Annotated in this window: 18 protein-coding genes and 2 pseudogenes; 13 read left to right on the forward strand and 7 right to left on the reverse strand. The window is 65.2% G+C overall.

The window, feature by feature from the left end:
• The first annotated feature begins 50 nt into the window (after positions 1-50).
• The 3 genes from QTI68_RS38020 (at position 51) to QTI68_RS38030 (ending at position 2,565) form a co-directional block, all read left to right on the forward strand.
• Entirely contained in the window at positions 51-1,256 is a 1,206-nt protein-coding gene (locus QTI68_RS38020) for a flavin-containing monooxygenase (protein ID WP_286529449.1), read from the forward strand.
• Complete coding sequence (locus QTI68_RS40280; protein WP_353506471.1) at positions 1,253-1,570, forward strand: hypothetical protein; 318 nt, start codon at positions 1,253-1,255, stop codon at positions 1,568-1,570. Before QTI68_RS38020 ends, QTI68_RS40280 begins: the two co-directional genes overlap by 4 nt.
• 464 nt (positions 1,571-2,034) lie before the next feature.
• On the forward strand, positions 2,035-2,565 hold the full coding sequence (locus tag QTI68_RS38030; protein ID WP_286529450.1) for an adenine nucleotide alpha hydrolase family protein: 531 nt from the start codon (positions 2,035-2,037) through the stop codon (positions 2,563-2,565).
• Positions 2,566-2,567: 2 nt separating this feature from the next.
• Here the strand turns inward: QTI68_RS38030 and QTI68_RS38035 are convergent, their stop codons facing one another.
• The 3 genes from QTI68_RS38035 to QTI68_RS38045 are packed head-to-tail and all read right to left on the reverse strand — an operon-like array spanning position 2,568 to position 3,353.
• Complete coding sequence (locus tag QTI68_RS38035; protein WP_286529451.1) at positions 2,568-2,807, reverse strand: hypothetical protein; 240 nt, start codon at positions 2,805-2,807, stop codon at positions 2,568-2,570.
• Positions 2,808-2,849: 42 nt separating this feature from the next.
• Positions 2,850-3,086 (reverse strand): hypothetical protein, encoded by a 237-nt coding sequence (locus tag QTI68_RS38040; RefSeq protein ID WP_286529452.1) that lies wholly within the window; start codon positions 3,084-3,086, stop codon positions 2,850-2,852.
• Positions 3,087-3,146: 60 nt separating this feature from the next.
• On the reverse strand, positions 3,147-3,353 hold the full coding sequence (locus QTI68_RS38045; protein ID WP_286529454.1) for a hypothetical protein: 207 nt from the start codon (positions 3,351-3,353) through the stop codon (positions 3,147-3,149).
• A gap of 113 nt (positions 3,354-3,466) precedes the next feature.
• Here QTI68_RS38045 and QTI68_RS40410 point away from each other — a divergent pair.
• Positions 3,467-3,658 (forward strand): annotated as a pseudogene (locus tag QTI68_RS40410) (IS66 family transposase); the annotation flags it as partial.
• 535 nt (positions 3,659-4,193) lie between these two features.
• Here the strand turns inward: QTI68_RS40410 and QTI68_RS38055 are convergent.
• From QTI68_RS38055 to QTI68_RS38065, 3 genes are all read right to left on the reverse strand, one after another.
• Entirely contained in the window at positions 4,194-4,958 is a 765-nt protein-coding gene (locus tag QTI68_RS38055) for a ParA family protein (RefSeq protein WP_286529470.1), read from the reverse strand.
• Positions 4,959-5,117: 159 nt separating this feature from the next.
• Entirely contained in the window at positions 5,118-5,246 is a 129-nt protein-coding gene (locus tag QTI68_RS38060; RefSeq protein WP_286529455.1) for a hypothetical protein, read from the reverse strand.
• Positions 5,247-5,318: 72 nt separating this feature from the next.
• Positions 5,319-5,513 (reverse strand): hypothetical protein, encoded by a 195-nt coding sequence (locus tag QTI68_RS38065; protein WP_286529456.1) that lies wholly within the window; start codon positions 5,511-5,513, stop codon positions 5,319-5,321.
• A 188-nt stretch (positions 5,514-5,701) separates the two neighbouring features.
• On the opposite strand from QTI68_RS38065, the gene QTI68_RS40285 reads away from it, so the two are divergent.
• The 7 genes and pseudogenes from QTI68_RS40285 to QTI68_RS38095 all read left to right on the forward strand — a co-directional run bounded on the left by QTI68_RS40285 (position 5,702) and on the right by QTI68_RS38095 (position 13,207).
• Positions 5,702-6,034 (forward strand): nitroreductase family protein, encoded by a 333-nt coding sequence (locus QTI68_RS40285; RefSeq protein WP_353506472.1) that lies wholly within the window; start codon positions 5,702-5,704, stop codon positions 6,032-6,034.
• Positions 6,035-7,077: 1,043 nt separating this feature from the next.
• A pseudogene (gene panD / locus QTI68_RS38070) lies at positions 7,078-7,493 on the forward strand (aspartate 1-decarboxylase).
• A gap of 33 nt (positions 7,494-7,526) precedes the next feature.
• Positions 7,527-8,921 (forward strand): adenosylmethionine--8-amino-7-oxononanoate transaminase, encoded by a 1,395-nt coding sequence (gene bioA / locus QTI68_RS38075; RefSeq protein ID WP_286529457.1) that lies wholly within the window; start codon positions 7,527-7,529, stop codon positions 8,919-8,921.
• Positions 8,887-10,089, forward strand: a complete 1,203-nt coding sequence (gene bioF / locus QTI68_RS38080; protein WP_286529458.1) for an 8-amino-7-oxononanoate synthase — start codon at positions 8,887-8,889, stop codon at positions 10,087-10,089. The genes bioA and bioF overlap by 35 nt, the downstream gene beginning before the upstream one ends.
• Positions 10,086-10,805, forward strand: coding sequence for a dethiobiotin synthase (bioD, locus tag QTI68_RS38085; RefSeq protein ID WP_286529459.1), 720 nt, complete (start codon positions 10,086-10,088; stop codon positions 10,803-10,805). Before bioF ends, bioD begins: the two co-directional genes overlap by 4 nt.
• A 99-nt stretch (positions 10,806-10,904) precedes the next feature.
• Complete coding sequence (bioB, locus tag QTI68_RS38090; protein ID WP_286529461.1) at positions 10,905-11,933, forward strand: biotin synthase BioB; 1,029 nt, start codon at positions 10,905-10,907, stop codon at positions 11,931-11,933.
• Positions 11,930-13,207: a cytochrome P450 gene (locus QTI68_RS38095; protein WP_286529462.1), complete on the forward strand. Its 1,278-nt coding sequence runs from the start codon at positions 11,930-11,932 to the stop codon at positions 13,205-13,207. Before bioB ends, QTI68_RS38095 begins: the two co-directional genes overlap by 4 nt.
• Here QTI68_RS38095 and QTI68_RS38100 read toward each other — a convergent pair.
• Positions 13,162-13,731: a chorismate--pyruvate lyase family protein gene (locus QTI68_RS38100; RefSeq protein WP_286529463.1), complete on the reverse strand. Its 570-nt coding sequence runs from the start codon at positions 13,729-13,731 to the stop codon at positions 13,162-13,164. The genes QTI68_RS38095 and QTI68_RS38100 overlap by 46 nt on opposite strands.
• Here QTI68_RS38100 and pabB point away from each other — a divergent pair.
• Both pabB and QTI68_RS38110 read left to right on the forward strand, forming a co-directional pair.
• Positions 13,730-15,196 (forward strand): aminodeoxychorismate synthase component I, encoded by a 1,467-nt coding sequence (gene pabB / locus QTI68_RS38105; RefSeq protein WP_286529465.1) that lies wholly within the window; start codon positions 13,730-13,732, stop codon positions 15,194-15,196. The genes QTI68_RS38100 and pabB overlap by 2 nt on opposite strands.
• 208 nt (positions 15,197-15,404) lie before the next feature.
• Positions 15,405-16,184: hypothetical protein (locus tag QTI68_RS38110; protein ID WP_286529467.1), on the forward strand; the 780-nt coding region annotated here is incomplete at its 3' end.

Here is a 16,184-nt window from a genome sequence, read left to right on the forward strand (position 1 = left end):
TCGTCATGAACGCCGGAGTGCCATCCCTGCCAACAAATCCGGAGACCGCAATGACCCAAACCGTTCCTTCTTCAAGCCATGCGTTCAGGCAACTGGACACGGGCGCGTTGCGCGCGTCCGGTGGTCCCGACACGAATGGAGACTCGCGCGCCAGTGCCGCGGCGAGTGCGAACCCCGAGCAGCGTTTTGATGTCGTCGTCATCGGCGGCGGCCAGGCCGGGCTCTCGGTCGGTCACTACCTGGCCCGCAAAGGCCTGCGCTTCGTCATCCTCGAGGGCAGCGCGCGTGTTGGTGACGGCTGGCGCCATCGCTGGGATTCGCTGCGCCTGTTTTCGCCGGCACGCTTCGACGGGCTGACCGGCATGCGGTTCCCGGCGCCGCCTCGCTACTTCCCGACCAAGGACGAAATGGCCGATTTCCTCGAAGCCTATGCGGCGAAGTTCGAACTGCCGGTGCGTACCGGCGTCAAAGTGGAGGAACTGACGCGGGCCAATGGGCACTATGTTGTCCGTGCCGGCGAGCGACTCTATTTGGCTGATCACGTCGTGGTGGCGGCGGCGAGTTACCAGAAGCCGAAGATTCCCCACTTCGCGGCAGACCTGGACTCGTCCATCCACCAGATCCACGCCTTAGGCTACAGGCGACCCTCGCAGTTGAAGGCCGGGGTCGCACTGGTGGTGGGGGCGGGCAATTCGGGAGCGGAAATTGCCTCCGAATTGAGCCGCACGCATCAGGTCTGGTTGGCCGGCCGACACCCAGGACACATCCCGATCGAACATGGCAGCGTCCTGGCTTACTACGTGGTGCTGCCAATACTGTTCCGCCTTGTCTTCCACCGGCTGCTTTCGGTCGATACGCCGATAGGTCGCAAGGCGTTGCCGAGCTTCATCTCCCATGGCACGCCCTTGATTCGCCTGAGGCCGAAGAACCTCGACCGTGCCGGCATCCTCCGCGTGCCGAGCGTGACTGGCGTTCAGCGCGGTCTGCCGATGCTCGAGGACGGAAGGCTCCTGAACGTCGACAACATTGTGTGGTGCACTGGCTTCCAGCCGGGCCTGGACTGGATCAAGCTGCCGGTCTTCGACGCCTCAGGGCGGATTGATCAGTACCGGGGTGTTGTCGCCCATGAGCCGGGGCTGTACGTCGCGGGTCTTGCCTTCCAGTACTCGGCGTCGTCGGGAATGATCCACGGCACAGCAAGGGATGCCGAACGTCTCGCCAACACGATCGAGGAGCGGATACGCGTACGTCCATGAACAAAGCTCTCCGCGACCTGGCAAGCAGCGTTGGCCTCGACGAGCCAGGACAGAAAATGCTTCGATGGCGATTTGGACTGGCCTGCGCCACGCGCGTCGAGCACTTGCTGGAAGCCCCTGGCGCACTCGCTTGCTTGGCCTCGTTAAGCCAGTTTGTCACAGGAACGCTTGATGCGGCGAGCTTGGACAGGGCAGCCCAGGAAATTGCGCGGATTTCCAACCCCATCAGGGTTCCAACTCCATCGACGGCGCTGGTCATGCTGCAGAATCTGCCGCTTTTGCCGTTGCGAATGCGCTGGCCGGAAAGGCTCTAGTTGCCGCCGACTATGCGGCGTACGCGGCAGTCTATGCCTGTGGCGCGTATGCGCCCAGCGACCCCGCGGCGTTCGAGGAGGAGTTCGAGTGGCAGCTTCTGGCTCATGAGCCAGCCACCGGTCTGCCTCCGGTCAGCCACAGTAGGGCGCCGGCAAGACCCCGGAAGAGCTGTTCGTAGCGCGGACGGTCCTTGGCACAGTGCCGCGCATCGACTCAGAACGGGCAATTGCCGCCAGCCACGGGCGGCAGCTTGAGAGGGCAGCGATCAGGTGTGGCAAGGGATAGGTCTTGAAGGCGCAGCGAAGCGACCACCCGGCATTTTCAGCCTTATCTTAACGGCGCCCGCCGGCAATGCGGCCATGCGCCTGGGCGGCGCCGACTTCGTCGACGTGGCGCTGTTCTGTGGTCACGCAACCTCCGGCAGACCCACGTAGTTGGCTGCAAAGTGGAGCGCTCTAAGGCCTTGCCTTCCATAAGGCGAGCAAGTCGCGCCTCGCGCGGCCCCTCCCTGATCAACGCGCGTACCGGCTGCATTGGCTGCCCGCTGGCCGCCGAGGACACCGCGCTCGACACGATCCTGACGAGTTCACAGTGGGCCTACCTGGCGCCGCTGAAGGGTATCAAGCCGCTGTGGCGCGAGCTGCGAGAGCCGAAGCACCGCATCAAGAAAGCGGGCTTCGAGCGGCTGAAGGACGGCAGCATCGCCAAGAACCCGCAGCGCATGGGCCCGCTGACCCTGGAGGCGCGGGCCATGGGCCTCGACCGGATCCTGGGCATCCAGGCCGCGTGCAACGACGCCGCCGACCGGCTGCGCCGGCCGCGCATCAGCCTGATCAACGCCGAGGAAGAGTCGCGCATCCGCGCGCTGATCGTCGCTGGCACCTGGCCTGACGGGTGGGAAGGCGACGAGCCGGCCGCCGACTCCGTCATGCCGATCGTCTTCCAGAACGGCGCTGTGCAGCCGCTCCTGTTCAGTGCAGAGGACGCAGCGTGATATCAGGACGCACGATTGTTTGGAGTCACCTGAAGTTCGAACTTCTCGCGCACCTCCGCGTAGGCGCGCGAGATGAAATCGTAGCCATTGCCCGGCCCCTCCCAGTTGTAGCCCGACGCGTGAGCGACCGTCTGCCCTTTCGGCGCAGGCACGACTCCGCCGCCTTTGTAGCCATCGTAGGAACGAATTCGGGCGTTCATCTCGTCAAGAAGACCCTGTTCGACGATCACCGGCTTGTCCATCGTCATCTCCTCATTGTGGCGCCCGCAGCATGCAGCGAGGTTTCAGGCGTTCGCCGGGCGATACTCCTCAAGCCAAGCGGCTGCCGCCGCGAAACCAGCCTCCACGGCTGCAACCTCAAGGTCGTAGACGTCGCCCGTCGAGCAGCCTTTGATCTCAGTATTCGCCTTGCCGCGGTGCTCGGTCACCAGGAAGGCCGCGAAGAACCTGCTGTCGCCCGTTCGCAGGCCGTAGCCCTTGAGCGTGAAGCGGCCGCGGTGCACGGTCTTGACTTTTTCCATTTCCACCTCTCGCTTCTGAGAGGCCGGAGTATGAAGGGCCGCGCGCTTCTTGGCTACGGCCTACGGCCCCGCATCAAGCTCCTTGATAGCCGCGATGGCCTCGTGCCTTGCCTCGATCAACGCCTGTTCCTCCGAGCGCGCGCCGGATTCGGCAATGTCGACAGGCTTCCGGTCGTCGATCTGGTACGACCAACTCCAGCGGTCGCCGGTTGTCCAGACGTTGATCGTGACTTGGTGCCCGTGGTGTTCAAAGCTGGTGTCGGACATGTGTCGCCTCCATCGAGGGGAACTGACGTATGAAAGACCGGCCAATCCTTTTCTCCGCCCCGATGGTGCGCGCCCTGCTGGATGGAAGCAAGACGCAGACGCGGCACGTTCTCAAGCAGCGGCTAAAGGTTCCGGACGGTTCAGCGACAGCGAAGGCGTTGAACTTCAGCTTGAAACGCTGGGCCGCGCTGACGCGCTACCTGGACGACGGCAACTTGCCTGCGGACAACAATTGGGTGGAGAACCAGATCCGGCCTATTGCCGTGGGCAGAGGCAACTGGCTGTTCGCTGGAAGCTTGCGTGCCGTAGAAGAAAGTAAATCTGATACCGGCCACACGCGCCGCTTGCCTCTGGCGGCTGCTCTAATAGGCACAGATTTACCGTCGCAAGAAAGAAAATCTGATACTTCGCGACCGCGCAAGCAAAATTCGATACTTCGCAAGTCCAAGGGCGCAAGGGCTGCGTAAGACGTTGAATCATGAGGAGTTCCGCGCCACGCTTCTCGACGCCGCTGGACGCGCCGCGTCCGCGCGGTTCACCGATGCTGGAAGGCTTCAGTCCCAAACTGGGCAGGCGAATCCGCCTGTTCGATCGGTCGACATTCCGTCAGTGGCTTCGCCTCGAAGCCGATCCGGCGAGCGGCCGCGCTGTGCATCGCGAACCCCGAACTGCAAGAACTCTTGCAGTCGAAGAGCAACCGCACAATTCGCTGAAATTAACAACGTCACCGAAGCAGCAGCATTATCGGCAGATGCAAGCGATTCCATATGGAGCTTGCATCGGAGAGCAGGCAAGTCGAGGGCGTTACGAGGGGCCTGCGAAGCGGCGATGCTGCTTTCCTCAAGCGTAGAGCTCTTCGTGCAGCGCTACGAACTCCTGAGCGAGCTTGTGGCGCGGCTCCAGGTAGATCATCGGCCTGGCATGCTGGTGGCTCTCGCGAATCCTCACCGATTGCGAGAGGTAGGAATTCAGGACCGGATGTCCTTCGTCGACTAGCTCGTTGACCAGCTGCTGAGGAAGTCCGGCGCGTGCCTGGAACTGGTTAATCACGATCCCCTCGACTTTCAGGCCGCGATTGTGATCGTGCTTGATTTCCTTCACATTTTCGAGCACCGAGTACAGCGCCCGGCGCGAAAAATCGTCGCAGTCGAAAGGGATCAGGCAGCGTTGGGCCGCGATGAGTGCCGAGCGCGAATAGAAGTTCAAGGCCGGTGGGGTATCGATGTAGACGGCGTCGTAGCCCTTGAGCGCCTTGAGCGCATCGCGCAACTTGAAGATCTTGTGACGCGATTCGAGCTTGCTGGTCAATGCATCAAGATCGGCGTTCGCCACAATCACATCGAGGTTTTCGAAGTCGGTCTCATGGATGAACGACTCGAATGTTGGCTCCTTGAGGCTGTAGCTCAGCGCGGACTCGAAGAAGTTGGCTACGCTGGGCTGCAAGTCCTGTGCCGCTTCGCCCAGCAAGTACTGGCTCGAGTTGCCTTGCGGATCCAAGTCGATCACGAGCGTGCGCAGGCCCCGAGAGGCGCTGACCGCAGCCAGATTGCAGACGATCGTGGATTTGCCCACTCCGCCCTTTTGGTTAAACACGACGCGGAAAATCACCTTGAGCCGTCCTTGGGAAGAAGGCCGCGAGTTTATCCTAGGCTACCCCCTAATCAACCTAGACAGGGCCTCGCCGAATGCAGATGGGGCTCTCGCACGGTCACGCATCGCGGCTCTCCTCGAGTTCGAGGCCGAGTATTGCTTGCTTCTGTATTCTCATTGGTTCCACGCTGCCCCCGGATAGGCCACCGGCGCCTCGCCGGGCGCGCGCTCGAAGCCGCAGAACAGCTCCGGCAGGCGAAGCCCGAAATGCACGGCCGCTTCGAACATGTCGCCGAGCAACAAGACAGGATCTGAGAGCTTGCTGATTGAGGTTGTGACGCCAAGACCGGAGCTGGCTGCCCTTCGACCGCACCGCTATTGCTGCTCGGGCACGAGGGCGCGGCGGCCTTCTTCCGTCAAGCAGACGAGCATCTCGTCCTGGTCCTCGGATTCAAGTGCGTGCACCAGGCCCGCGGCCTTCAGCGCAAGCACTTTGTTCATGGAATCGCTCTCGCGAACGAGCACAGGCAGTGCGTTCCTGCCCATTTGAGCAAGCAACTTCAGTGGCATTCTCTTGTCTCCTTTCTGAATCCCGTCTACGAGTCTCGAATTGCAGCAATCGGGTCGGCAGCGACTGCGGGCCGGCTTCTGACAGCACGCAGCCACTGACGTATTCATTCACTGGCAAAAAAGGCGCGATTCTGGCCGCGCGGCGCGGGTAGGAAAACGACGATTTGTCACATATGTGGACCTGTTCGATGCTGACGTGTTCACGGACGATTCGGGGGAAGTCCACGAATGAGGATGATCAACATTGGCAGCTTGCAGGACGAGCGCGACGCAGCAGTTCGGGTCTGGTCGACTCTGGCCGATGGTCGGACTTCAACCGCCGCTTCACCGAGAGGCCGGTCCCCGACGGATGGATCGCGCAGATGCTGCAGAAGGCGCGGCGCGCTTCCAGTGGGGCGAATCTGCAACCGGACGAGTTCATACGGATCGACGGCGTGCCAGAAGCTCTCGGACCAACTGGTGGAGAAGCGGCGCTCCTCAGAACGAGGACTACAGCTAATTCCCAGTTCCCATGCCGATGACGCTGCGCCGACGTCAGATGGCCGCCGCTCAAGCGCTCTATGACGCGCTCGGGGCAGCACGAGACGACCAGGAAGCACGGCGCGCGCATTCGAATGCAACTTCTGGTCCTTCGACGCACCGGTCGCGCTGGTGCAAACGCTTACCTGACATGTCACTCGCACTCTTGGTCGCGCATGGCATGAGCTCCCGCATCGCCACTCGGACTGTTGTGGAGATGATGCAAGCGGACCCCACCCCTGGGCGATTCGCGCCTCTCAGCCGCGCCTCCTCGAAGGCGTCGAGGAGCTGTCGAGTCTCCGGAGAGGCCTGATCGGATCGTTCGTGCGAAGGATGCGCAGCGCCATATTGGGGTGCGTGTACCCATCGTCGAAATACACGGTCGGTTTGCCCGCGGCAAAGGAGCCGAGTTCGTCCAGCGCCCGGAAGGCCTGGATGTTCCACCTCCGCTTGACCAGTTCCTAGACCACGAAGTTCACCGCGATCGAGGCGGCGTTGGCCGGTTTCGTATTGGCTCGCCGATGCAGGAATTCGGCGGCGAACCTTGTTCAACATGAACCTCGCATCGTGACTCCAGATTGGGCTCGAGCGTCGAGGCGTTTTATGTCCCCGTGGTCGAGGAGCACGTGTGCGAGCAGAGCGACGTGCGAGGAGAGTGGTTCGGCGACGGGTTTTGCGTGATGGCCAAGCCGCGATTCGCTGCAATCGCACAGGGCATCGATATCCCGATGCAGCTGCGACGCACCCACATTCTCTCGGCTCTAAATGCACGTGGGCGTAGCGCAAGAGTCGGTTATGGTTCGCCCCGTTTGTGACCAGAACCGAGAGCAACGACCCGTGATTTTTCATGCATTCAACAGATCTTTGGCGGCACGCCGACGTCATTGACCATCGCGCCGCACCGGACACAAGCGCATTGCGAGCCGTCGTTTCCAAGCGCGCTGTGAGACATCGCCAGTCGATTGGCGCAAGTGGCATCGCCGCGTCGCCAGCCGGCTGAGGCGCCCCCTCATCCTTCTGTATCCGAGAGAAAGAGCTTCACACCATGTTCCGCACCCTGCTCAAGTCCAAGATCCACCATCCACCATCCACCGGGTCGCCGTCACCGACTGCGAACTGCACTACGAAGGCTCCTGCGCCATCGACGAAGACCTGCTCGACGCCGCCGGCATGGCCGAGAACGAGCAGGTCCACATCTGGAACATCAACAACGGCGAGCGCTTCGTCACCTACGCGATCCGCGGCCAGCGCGGCACCGGCATCATCTCGGTCAACGGCTCGGCCGCGCGGCGGGCGGCCGTGGGCGACCTGATCATCATCGCGGCCTTCTGCCTCGTGCCCGAGGAGCAGGTGACGGCGCATCGGCCGAAGCTGGTCTTCGTCGACCACGCCAACCGCGTCCAGGAAGAGCGCACGCACATCCCCGTGCAGGCGGCTTCCGGCGAAGCCGTCGTGGCCTGATGCCAAGTCAGGGAAAAGAGGAACTGCGCCCCCATGAATCGCCCACATGCACACAACGTCGGCGCCAATGAAGCCTGGCAACAGCGCAGCGTGCGCAGCGTCTGGCACCCATGCACCCAGATGCAGCGCGCCGCTGCGGTCCCGCCGCTGCCGATCGCGCGTGGCGAGGGCCCATGGCTCATCGACCACGAAGGCCATCGCTACTTCGACGCTACCAGTTCGTGGTGGGTCAATCTGTTCGGCCATGCGGATGCGCGCATCAACGCAGCCTTGAAGGACCAGCTCGACCGCCTGCCGCACGTGATGCTGGCCGGCTGCACCCACGCTCCGGCGGTGGAGCTGGCCGAGCGGCTGTCGGCGCTGACCGGCGGTGTGCTCGGCCATTGCTTCTTTGCCAGCGACGGCGCCTCGGCGGTCGAGATCGCCCTGAAGATGAGTTTCCACCACTGGCGCAACCGCGGGCGTTCGGACAAGCGGGAGTTCGTCTGCCTGCGCCAGGGCTACCACGGCGAGACGCTCGGAGCCCTGGCGGTCACCGATGTGGCAGTGTTCCGCGATGCCTACGATCCGCTGCTCATGCGGGCGCACCAGGTGATGTCGCCCGACGCCCGCCAGGCCGGGCCCGGCGAGACAGCGGCAGACGTGGCCACGCGGGCCGCCGCTGAGTTGGAGGCGCTGTTCGAGGCTCGCCACGAACACATCGCCGCTCTGATCATCGAACCGCTGGTACAGGGCGCTGCCGGCATGGCCATGCACGACCCGGCCTATCTGCGCACGGTGCGAGCGCTATGCGACCGCTACGAAGTGAGCCTGATCGCCGACGAGATCGCGGTGGGCTGCGGGCGCACCGGGACCTTCTTCGCCTGCGAGCAGGCCGGGATCTGGCCCGATTTCGTGTGCCTGTCCAAGGGCATCAGCGGCGGCATGCTGCCGTTGTCGCTGGTGATGACGCGCGACCACATCTACGAGGCCTTTCTCGACGACGACGTGGCGCGCGGTTTCCTGCACTCGCACTCCTACACCGGCAATGCACTGGCCTGCCGGGCGGCGCTCGCGGTGCTCGACCGCTTCGAAGAGGACGATGTCCTGCAGCGCAACCGGCAGCGCGCCGTGGCATTGACTTCGGCGCTCGCGCCTCTGCAGAACGATCCGCGCGTCGAGCACTTCCGCCAGCGCGGGATGATCTGGGCGTTCGATGTGCGGGAGGCCTTCGTCGGTGAGCGCTTTGCCGAGCGCTTCCACCTCGCCGGCCGCGCGCGCGAGCTGCTGATCCGCCCGATCGGCCGTACCGTCTACCTGATGCCGCCCTACGTGCTGGACGATGAGCTGGCCGCCTGGCTCGCGCAACGCGTGATGGCCACGCTGGATGCGGTGGCCCACACAGAGAACGCCAATGTTGATCGAACATCTGAACCACCGACTGCGTGAGCGCGACGCCCAGGCGCTGCGAAGGCAGCGCCGCACGGCCGAGTCGCCCTGCGCGCCGCACCAGCGGGTGTCCGGGCGCGACATGCTGTCCTTCTGCAGCAACGACTACCTGGGGCTGGCGAACCATCCAGACTTGATCGAGGCGCTGGCCGCAGGCGCGCGCCGCTATGGCGCAGGCAGCGGCGCGTCGCATCTGATCAGCGGCCATTCACGCGCCCATGTGCTGCTCGAGGACGAACTCGCCCGCTGGCTTTCGCCGTGCATCCCGGAGGCCAAGACGCTGAGCTTCTGCACCGGCTACATGGCTAACCTGGCGCTTCTCACCGCTTTGGGCGATACAAGCGCGACCATCTTTGCCGACAAGCTCAACCATGCATCGCTGGTCGACGGCGCACTGCTGGCCAAGGCGCCGCTGCAGCGCTACCCCCACGGCCGGCTCGACCTGCTCGCCAACCAGCTCTGGCGCTGCAGCACGCCAATCAAGCTGATCGTGACCGATGCCGTGTTCAGCATGGACGGCGACCTGGCCGACCTGCCGGCTCTTTTGGCGTTGGCCGAGGCGCACGACGCCTGGCTGGTCATTGACGATGCGCATGGCTTTGGCGTGCTGGGCAACGACGGCAGCGGCAGCCTGTCGCACTTCGGCCTGCGCAGCGAGCGCCTCATCTGCATGGGCACGCTGGGCAAGGCCGTGGGCCTGGGCGGGGCCTTCGTGGCCGCCCACCCGAGCGTGATCGACTGGCTCGTGCAGTCGGCGCGCAGCTACGTCTACACCACGGCGGCGCCACCGGCGATCGCGCATGCCGTGCTCACCAGTCTGCGTTTGATTGCTGGCGACGAGGGCGAAGCGCGGCGCGCCCGATTGGCGCAATCGATCGCCATGCTGCGCGATGGCCTCACGACATTGGTGCAGCAATACCCCGGTCTCGGCTGGCGGTTGGCAGATTCCGCCACCGCGATCCAGCCGCTGATCGTCGGCGACAACGCCGCGGCGCTGGCCCTCGCGGCAGGGCTCGACGCGCAGGGCCTGTGGGTGCCGGCGATCCGTCCGCCGACGGTGCCCGTGGGCACCGCCCGGCTGCGTATCACGCTGAGCGCCGCGCACACGCCGAAGGATGTGCAGGCGCTCCTCGATGGCTTGGCGCAGGCCGCTGGAACGCTGCAATGAGTTCCGCCGCGATGCGGGGTTGCTTCGTGACCGGCACCGACACCGAGGTCGGCAAGACGCGCGTCAGCGCCGCGCTGCTGCTCTGGCTCGGCGCGCAGGGGCTGCGTTGTGCCGGCTACAAGCCCGTGGCGGCCGGCACCGAGGTGATCGGTGGGGAAGACGTTAACGAGGACGTGCGTGCGCTGCGCGATGCGAGCTCGGTGGCGTTGGCCGATGCCGACGTCGGGCCCCTCCAGTTCAAGGCTGCTTGCGCACCGCACATCGCGGCAGCGCTCGAAGGCCGCACCATCGAGCGTGCCTTTCTGCTGCGAGGTGCCCTGGCGCTCGCGACGCGCGCCGAGCACCTGATCGTCGAGGGCGTGGGCGGCTTCTGTGTGCCGCTTGGGCCGAATTTCGACAGCGCCGACTTCGCCATGGACCTGGACTTGCCGGTCGTGCTGGTGGTCGGGTTGCGGCTCGGCTGCATCAACCATGCGCTGCTCACGGCCGAGGCCATACATGCACGCGGTTTGCGACTGGCAGGCTGGGTCGCAAACACGGTCGATCCGGCGATGCCGTACCGCGACGACAACCTCGCCACCCTTCGCCAAGAACTGCGACGGCGCCACCAGGCGCCTTGCCTGGGCATGGTCCCCAGGCTGACCCGCCCTGACGCTGCGGCCGTGGCGGTCCACCTCGACGATGCGGCGCTGCGAACGCTGTTCGAGCTGCCCTGAGAGCAAGTGTGAGCATGGCGCGATCTGCAACCACGTTGGCCACCCTTGTGACCGGTGGCTGGCTATTCTGGCTCGAAGAGACCATCCCTGAAAGACGACATGATCACCAAATCCACTTCCACGACAACATCCACCGTTTCCCTGTCGTCGTTGCGTGGCGCGACGTCGCGCAACGAGCCGCGCATCGATCAGCGTTGGCTTGTCGCAGACATCGAGGCGCTCTACGCATTGCCGTTCATGGATCTTCTGTTCCAAGCGCAGCAGGTTCATCGCGAACACTTCGATGCCAATGAGGTACAGCTGTCGACCCTGCTGTCGATCAAGACCGGTGGCTGCGCGGAAGACTGCGGCTACTGCCCGCAGTCCGCTCACTTCGACACCGGCGTGGAGGCGAGCAAGCTGATGGCCCTGGCGGAGGTGGTCGAAGCGGCGCAGGCCGCTAAAGCACAAGGGGCCACGCGCTTCTGCATGGGAGCGGCCTGGCGCAGTCCGAAGGCGCGTGACATGGAAAAGGTGACCGACATGGTGCGCGAGGTGCGCGCGCTGGGCCTGGAGACCTGCATGACGCTCGGGATGCTCGAGGCGCAGCAGGCCCAGGCCCTGAAGGATGCGGGGCTCGACTACTACAACCACAACCTGGACAGCGCCCCCGAGTTCTACGGCAACGTCATCAGCACCCGCACCTACCAGGACCGGCTCGATACGCTGGCCCGCGTGCGCGACGTGGGCATCAACGTCTGCTGCGGCGGCATCGTGGGCATGGGCGAGAACCGTGCCCAGCGCGCCGGGCTGATCGCCCAACTGGCCAATCTCGAGCCCTATCCCGAGTCGGTGCCGATCAACAACTTGGTGCAGATCGAAGGCACCCCGCTGGCCGGCACCGAGCCGCTCGACCCCTTCGAGTTCGTGCGCACCATCGCGGTCGCGCGCATCACGATGCCGACCACCATGGTGCGGCTGTCGGCCGGGCGCGAGCAGATGGACGAGGCGCTGCAGGCGCTGTGCTTCGCCGCCGGCGCCAATTCGATCTTCTACGGCGACAAGCTGCTGACCACAAGCAATCCGCAGGCCGAGCGCGACCGGGCGCTGTTCGACCGGCTGGGGCTGAAGGTCCAGAGCCAACGATGAGCGCGGTGCTGGCGCCCCCGTCGAGCCCGCTCGGCCGCCCGATCATCGACGCGGCGTTCCGCGCCGATCCCTATCCGACCTACGCCGCGCTGCGCGAGGCCGGGCCGATCCACTGGAGCGACGAGTTCTTCGGCGGCGCGTGGCTTCTGACCCGCCATGCCGATGTCGAGGCGGTGCTTCGCGACGCCGTGCGGTTCTCGGCCCAGCGCACCGGCGGCTGGGTGATGCAAAGCCCGGCCGCGCGCGGCGAGTTGAAGGATTTCCAGCAGCTCTTCGCGCGCGCGATGCTGTTCGTCGACGCGCCGGACCATACGCGCATCCGGGGCGTGCTCAATGCAGGCTTTCGCAGTGACGTCCTGCAGAAGTTCGCGCCGGCCATCGAGCGCCGCGTCGATGCCTTGCTCGATGCGGTGGATGCCGACGCGGGCTTCGACTTCATGCAGGCACTGGCGCGGCCGCTGCCGGCCGAGGTGATGGCGATGCTGATGAACATCCCCGCGGCCGATCACGGCGACTTCATCGCCTGGTCCGACGATCTGGCGACCTTCATCGGTGCGCCCGTGCCCTCGCTCGAGCAGGTCCGGCGCGCTCGCACCAGCCTGCTGGCGATGACCGGCTACTTCGAGTATCTCGTGCCTCAGCGCCGGCGCACCCCGGGCGACGACCTCGTGAGCCGGTTGCTGCGGGCCGAGGCGGCCGGCGACATCCAGCCCGGGGCCGAGCTGCTCGCCCAATGCGCGATGCTGCTGTTCGCCGGCCACGAGACCACGCGCAACCTGCTGGGCAACGGGCTCCAGGCGCTGCTCGCCAATCCCGACCAATGGCAGCGCCTGCAGCACGGGTCCGCGTTGCTGCCGGGTGCGGTGCGCGAACTGCTTCGCTTCGACAGCCCTGTGCAGTACACCGGCCGCCGCGTGGCGGCCGACCTGGTGTTGCACGGTCGACAGCTGCGCCGCGGCGACCTGGTGGTCGCGCTCATCGCCTCTGCCAACCGCGATAGTGTGCGCTACTCAGAGGCCGATCGCCTGGACATCGCGCGCCGCCCGGGCGGCTTGTTGTCGTTCGGCGCCGGACCGCATGTGTGCATCGGCGCCAGCCTGACGCTGATGGAGGCTCAGATCGTCTTTGATCGCCTGCTGCATCGGTTTCCGCATCTGCGCCTGGTCGACGCGCAGCCGCGCTGGAGCGGCAATGCGGTGTACCGAGGGCTCAGCGCGCTGCCGGTACGTCAGTCTCCGGCCGCCGGTCTGCGCATCAGCATGCCGCGCCGATAGGTCTCGGCAATGAGCATGCGCGGGCCCTCGGGTGTCACGATGCAGTACGTGCGCGACGCGTCGGAGTCAGGGAGTCCACCGACCGCGCCCCAGAGCCGTTCGTACAGCACCGGCGCCGCATCGAGGAACGAGCGGCGCACCCACAGGCGCGACAGCAGATGACCGATCGGCATCGCGCCAGCCTCGAGGTCGCGCTGCACATCCTCCGGCAGGCCCTCGAGTGCGATGTACGACAGGTTGTCCATCAACACCTGGCCATGAGCGGCGAGGCAGGTGATCCGCTCGATGAAGCTCGCGCCCGGAAGCACTGCACGCACTTCGGCGGGCACCGCCTGCACGATGCGCTGCTCCAGCACATGCAGCGAAACCGGACCGCCGGCGATGGTTTCGCACAGGCGGGTGGTCGATCCGTCCTGTGCCAGCAGCAGGCGCAGCATGTCGCGGGCGTGCTCTGCCCACGCGGGCGCATCGGATGGTTGGTGGAAGCGTTGACGCTCAAGCGCCTGATATTCGAATGAAGACATGATCGAAATTGAAGTGACGATTCGCCCCGTGGCACTGCCGGACGGCCCACGCGGCACGATGGCGCGGCTGCGCGGCGAGGGACGTTTCGCGCTGCTCGAAAGCGCGCTGCCCATGCCGCGCCAGGCCCAGTGGTCCTACATCGCCGGACCAGCGCTGGCCACACTGTACACAGACGAGACCACGACCCGGCTCGAACGCGACGGCCGCGAGATCGCGTGCTGGGCCGATCCCTTTGAAGCGCTCGCGGCGGTCGCCGCTGGGGAGCCCGACAGCGTCCGCTTCGAGGGCGACTGTCCCGAAGGCATGGACTTCGTCGGTGGCTGGGTAGGCGTGCTGGGCTACGACCTCGCACGCCATGTCGAGCGCCTGCCTGAACAGGCCCTGCACGACCCGATCCTGCCCCGGCAATGGTGGATTGCGGTGGACCAGGTGCTGGGGTTCCACCACCCGAGCGGTCAGTGGTGGGAGGCCACCGTCCGCGGCCCCGCGGAGCGTTGGCCCTGGACCCGCGCCGGGCGGGCAGAGGCCTGGGCGCGGACCATCGAGCGTGCAAGCGGGCCTCTGCCCGAACGCGGTCAGTGGCAGGCCGGATCGCTCAGTCTGCGCACATCGCGCGCGCAGTTCGAACGCGGCGTGGAAACCATCCGCGAGGCCATCACCCGCGGCGATGTGCTGCAGGTCAACCTGACGCGGCGTGAGGAGGCGGCATTCGAGGGCGACGCCTGGGCCTTGTACGAAGACCTCGCGTCGGCGCATCCGGCGCCGTTCGCGGCCTACCTCGAAGGGCCGGGCTTCGCGATCGCCAGTTGCTCGCCCGAGCGATTCCTTCACCGGAGGGGAGACAGGCTCGAGGCGCGTCCGATCAAGGGAACTGCAGCGCGAGGTATCGGCGAGACGGAGGACGCCGCTCGACGTCAGCAACTGGCGGCGAGCGTCAAGGATCGCGCGGAGAACGTGATGATCGTCGACCTGATGCGCAATGACCTCGGGCGCGTGGCCGCGACCGGTAGCGTCGCAGTGCCCGAGCTGTTCGAGCTGGAGCCCTATGCCAGCGTGTGGCAGATGGTGTCGACCGTGCGGGCGCGACTGCGCCCTGACTGCGGCGTCGCACAACTGCTGCGCGCGTGCTGGCCACCGGGCTCGATGACCGGAGCGCCGAAGGTCAAGGCGATGGAGATCATCGAGGGGCTCGAGACCTTGCGCCGCGGCTGGTATGCAGGCTCGGTTGGCTACCTGGATTGCCGTGGCAACATGGACCTGTCGGTCGTCATTCGCACGGCGATCGTTGCCGGCGGGCGCGTGATGGTGCAGTTGGGCGCTGGGATCGTCTCGGACTCCGAGCCGGCAGCCGAATGGGCAGAGACGGTGGCCAAGGGGCTTCGCATCGTCGAGACGCTGGAACGGGGCTCTGAAGCAGCAGGGCAGAGTCCACATCGCAGAACGGCTCTGTGCCACTTCACATGAAGGACCCAGCCGTCACCACAGCCTCGCGCCATGGCGCGCGCTTCTGAGCCGCATTGAAAATGGCGTTCAACCGGTCTAGATCGAGTGCGGTCGCCGACTCGAAAGCGCAGGCTCCGGCGGTTGCGCTGATCAATTCCGAGACGGTTCGACGAAGCGCATCCGTTGGCATCGACCAGTCCATGGCCCGAAAAATGCTTGATCTCCTCTCATGAAAACTTTCATTCGGCTTGCTGAGGTCTGGGTACCGTCAGACGACGAAAGCTTGTTGGAGTTGGCCGGCGGCTTGTTCGATTCCGCGCCGGCTTTTGGTGCTGTCACCAAGCAGATGTGTTTTGGAAGAGCCGAAGGTCTGCCGGGACGCGCATGGGATGATGGCCACCCAGCGATGCTGCGCAAGTTGGAAGGGTCCTATTTCAGACGTGCGGCAGCAGCAAGGGCAGCAGGCTTGAGTTGTGCAGTCGCATTCCCGATCTTCGTTGGGGATGTACTGACCTGCGTGGTTGTGCTTCTCTGCGGTGACACCGGCTCGCATATTGGTGCTGTCGAACTATGGCATAACGATCCGCGCGTTGGCACCGATTTGACTCTTGCAGACGGCTACTTCGGCTCCACGTCGCCAGCGCTGGAAATTCTCACGCGCGACACCTGGCTGCCGCGAGGCGCAGGCGCCCCGGGTCTGGCTTGGCAGCGCGAATCCGCGATGTTCATCGACGACATTGCCGGGTCGAAATACTTTCTGCGCGGCGCCGAGGCCGCTGCGGCCGGCATTCTGCGAGCGTTGTCGATCCCCTGCGGTGTGAGAGGCAACGACACTTGGGTGCTCAGCCTTCTGTCGTCAGCAGCGACGCCGATCGCCCTCCGAACCGAGATCTGGCGTCCGGATGCCGCGGGCCTCCAGCTGCAGTGCGCCGCGGGCCGCTGCGAGATCAATGGCCCGCTACCGTGCGGGAGTTCAAACTTGTGGCCGATCGACGCGCTGGGTCCGATC

The sequence above is a fragment of the Variovorax sp. J31P207 genome (assembly GCF_030316965.1).
In the GTDB taxonomy this organism is placed as follows: domain Bacteria; phylum Pseudomonadota; class Gammaproteobacteria; order Burkholderiales; family Burkholderiaceae_C; genus Variovorax; species Variovorax ginsengisoli_B.

What these genes read in the sequence shown, in the direction of transcription:
- bioA (WP_286529457.1), top strand. Translation starts at nt 7,527, where the DNA reads ATGAATCGCCCACATGCACACAACGTCGGCGCCAATGAAGCCTGGCAA.
- QTI68_RS38100 (WP_286529463.1), bottom strand. Translation starts at nt 13,731, where the DNA reads ATGTCTTCATTCGAATATCAGGCGCTTGAGCGTCAACGCTTCCACCAA.
- QTI68_RS38065 (WP_286529456.1), bottom strand. Translation starts at nt 5,513, where the DNA reads ATGCCACTGAAGTTGCTTGCTCAAATGGGCAGGAACGCACTGCCTGTG.
- bioD (WP_286529459.1), top strand. Translation starts at nt 10,086, where the DNA reads ATGAGTTCCGCCGCGATGCGGGGTTGCTTCGTGACCGGCACCGACACC.
- QTI68_RS38035 (WP_286529451.1), bottom strand. Translation starts at nt 2,807, where the DNA reads ATGGACAAGCCGGTGATCGTCGAACAGGGTCTTCTTGACGAGATGAAC.
- QTI68_RS40280 (WP_353506471.1), top strand. Translation starts at nt 1,253, where the DNA reads ATGAACAAAGCTCTCCGCGACCTGGCAAGCAGCGTTGGCCTCGACGAG.
- QTI68_RS38045 (WP_286529454.1), bottom strand. Translation starts at nt 3,353, where the DNA reads ATGTCCGACACCAGCTTTGAACACCACGGGCACCAAGTCACGATCAAC.
- QTI68_RS38040 (WP_286529452.1), bottom strand. Translation starts at nt 3,086, where the DNA reads ATGGAAAAAGTCAAGACCGTGCACCGCGGCCGCTTCACGCTCAAGGGC.
- QTI68_RS38095 (WP_286529462.1), top strand. Translation starts at nt 11,930, where the DNA reads ATGAGCGCGGTGCTGGCGCCCCCGTCGAGCCCGCTCGGCCGCCCGATC.
- QTI68_RS40285 (WP_353506472.1), top strand. Translation starts at nt 5,702, where the DNA reads ATGCTGACGTGTTCACGGACGATTCGGGGGAAGTCCACGAATGAGGAT.
- bioF (WP_286529458.1), top strand. Translation starts at nt 8,887, where the DNA reads ATGTTGATCGAACATCTGAACCACCGACTGCGTGAGCGCGACGCCCAG.
- bioB (WP_286529461.1), top strand. Translation starts at nt 10,905, where the DNA reads ATGATCACCAAATCCACTTCCACGACAACATCCACCGTTTCCCTGTCG.
- QTI68_RS38020 (WP_286529449.1), top strand. Translation starts at nt 51, where the DNA reads ATGACCCAAACCGTTCCTTCTTCAAGCCATGCGTTCAGGCAACTGGAC.
- pabB (WP_286529465.1), top strand. Translation starts at nt 13,730, where the DNA reads ATGATCGAAATTGAAGTGACGATTCGCCCCGTGGCACTGCCGGACGGC.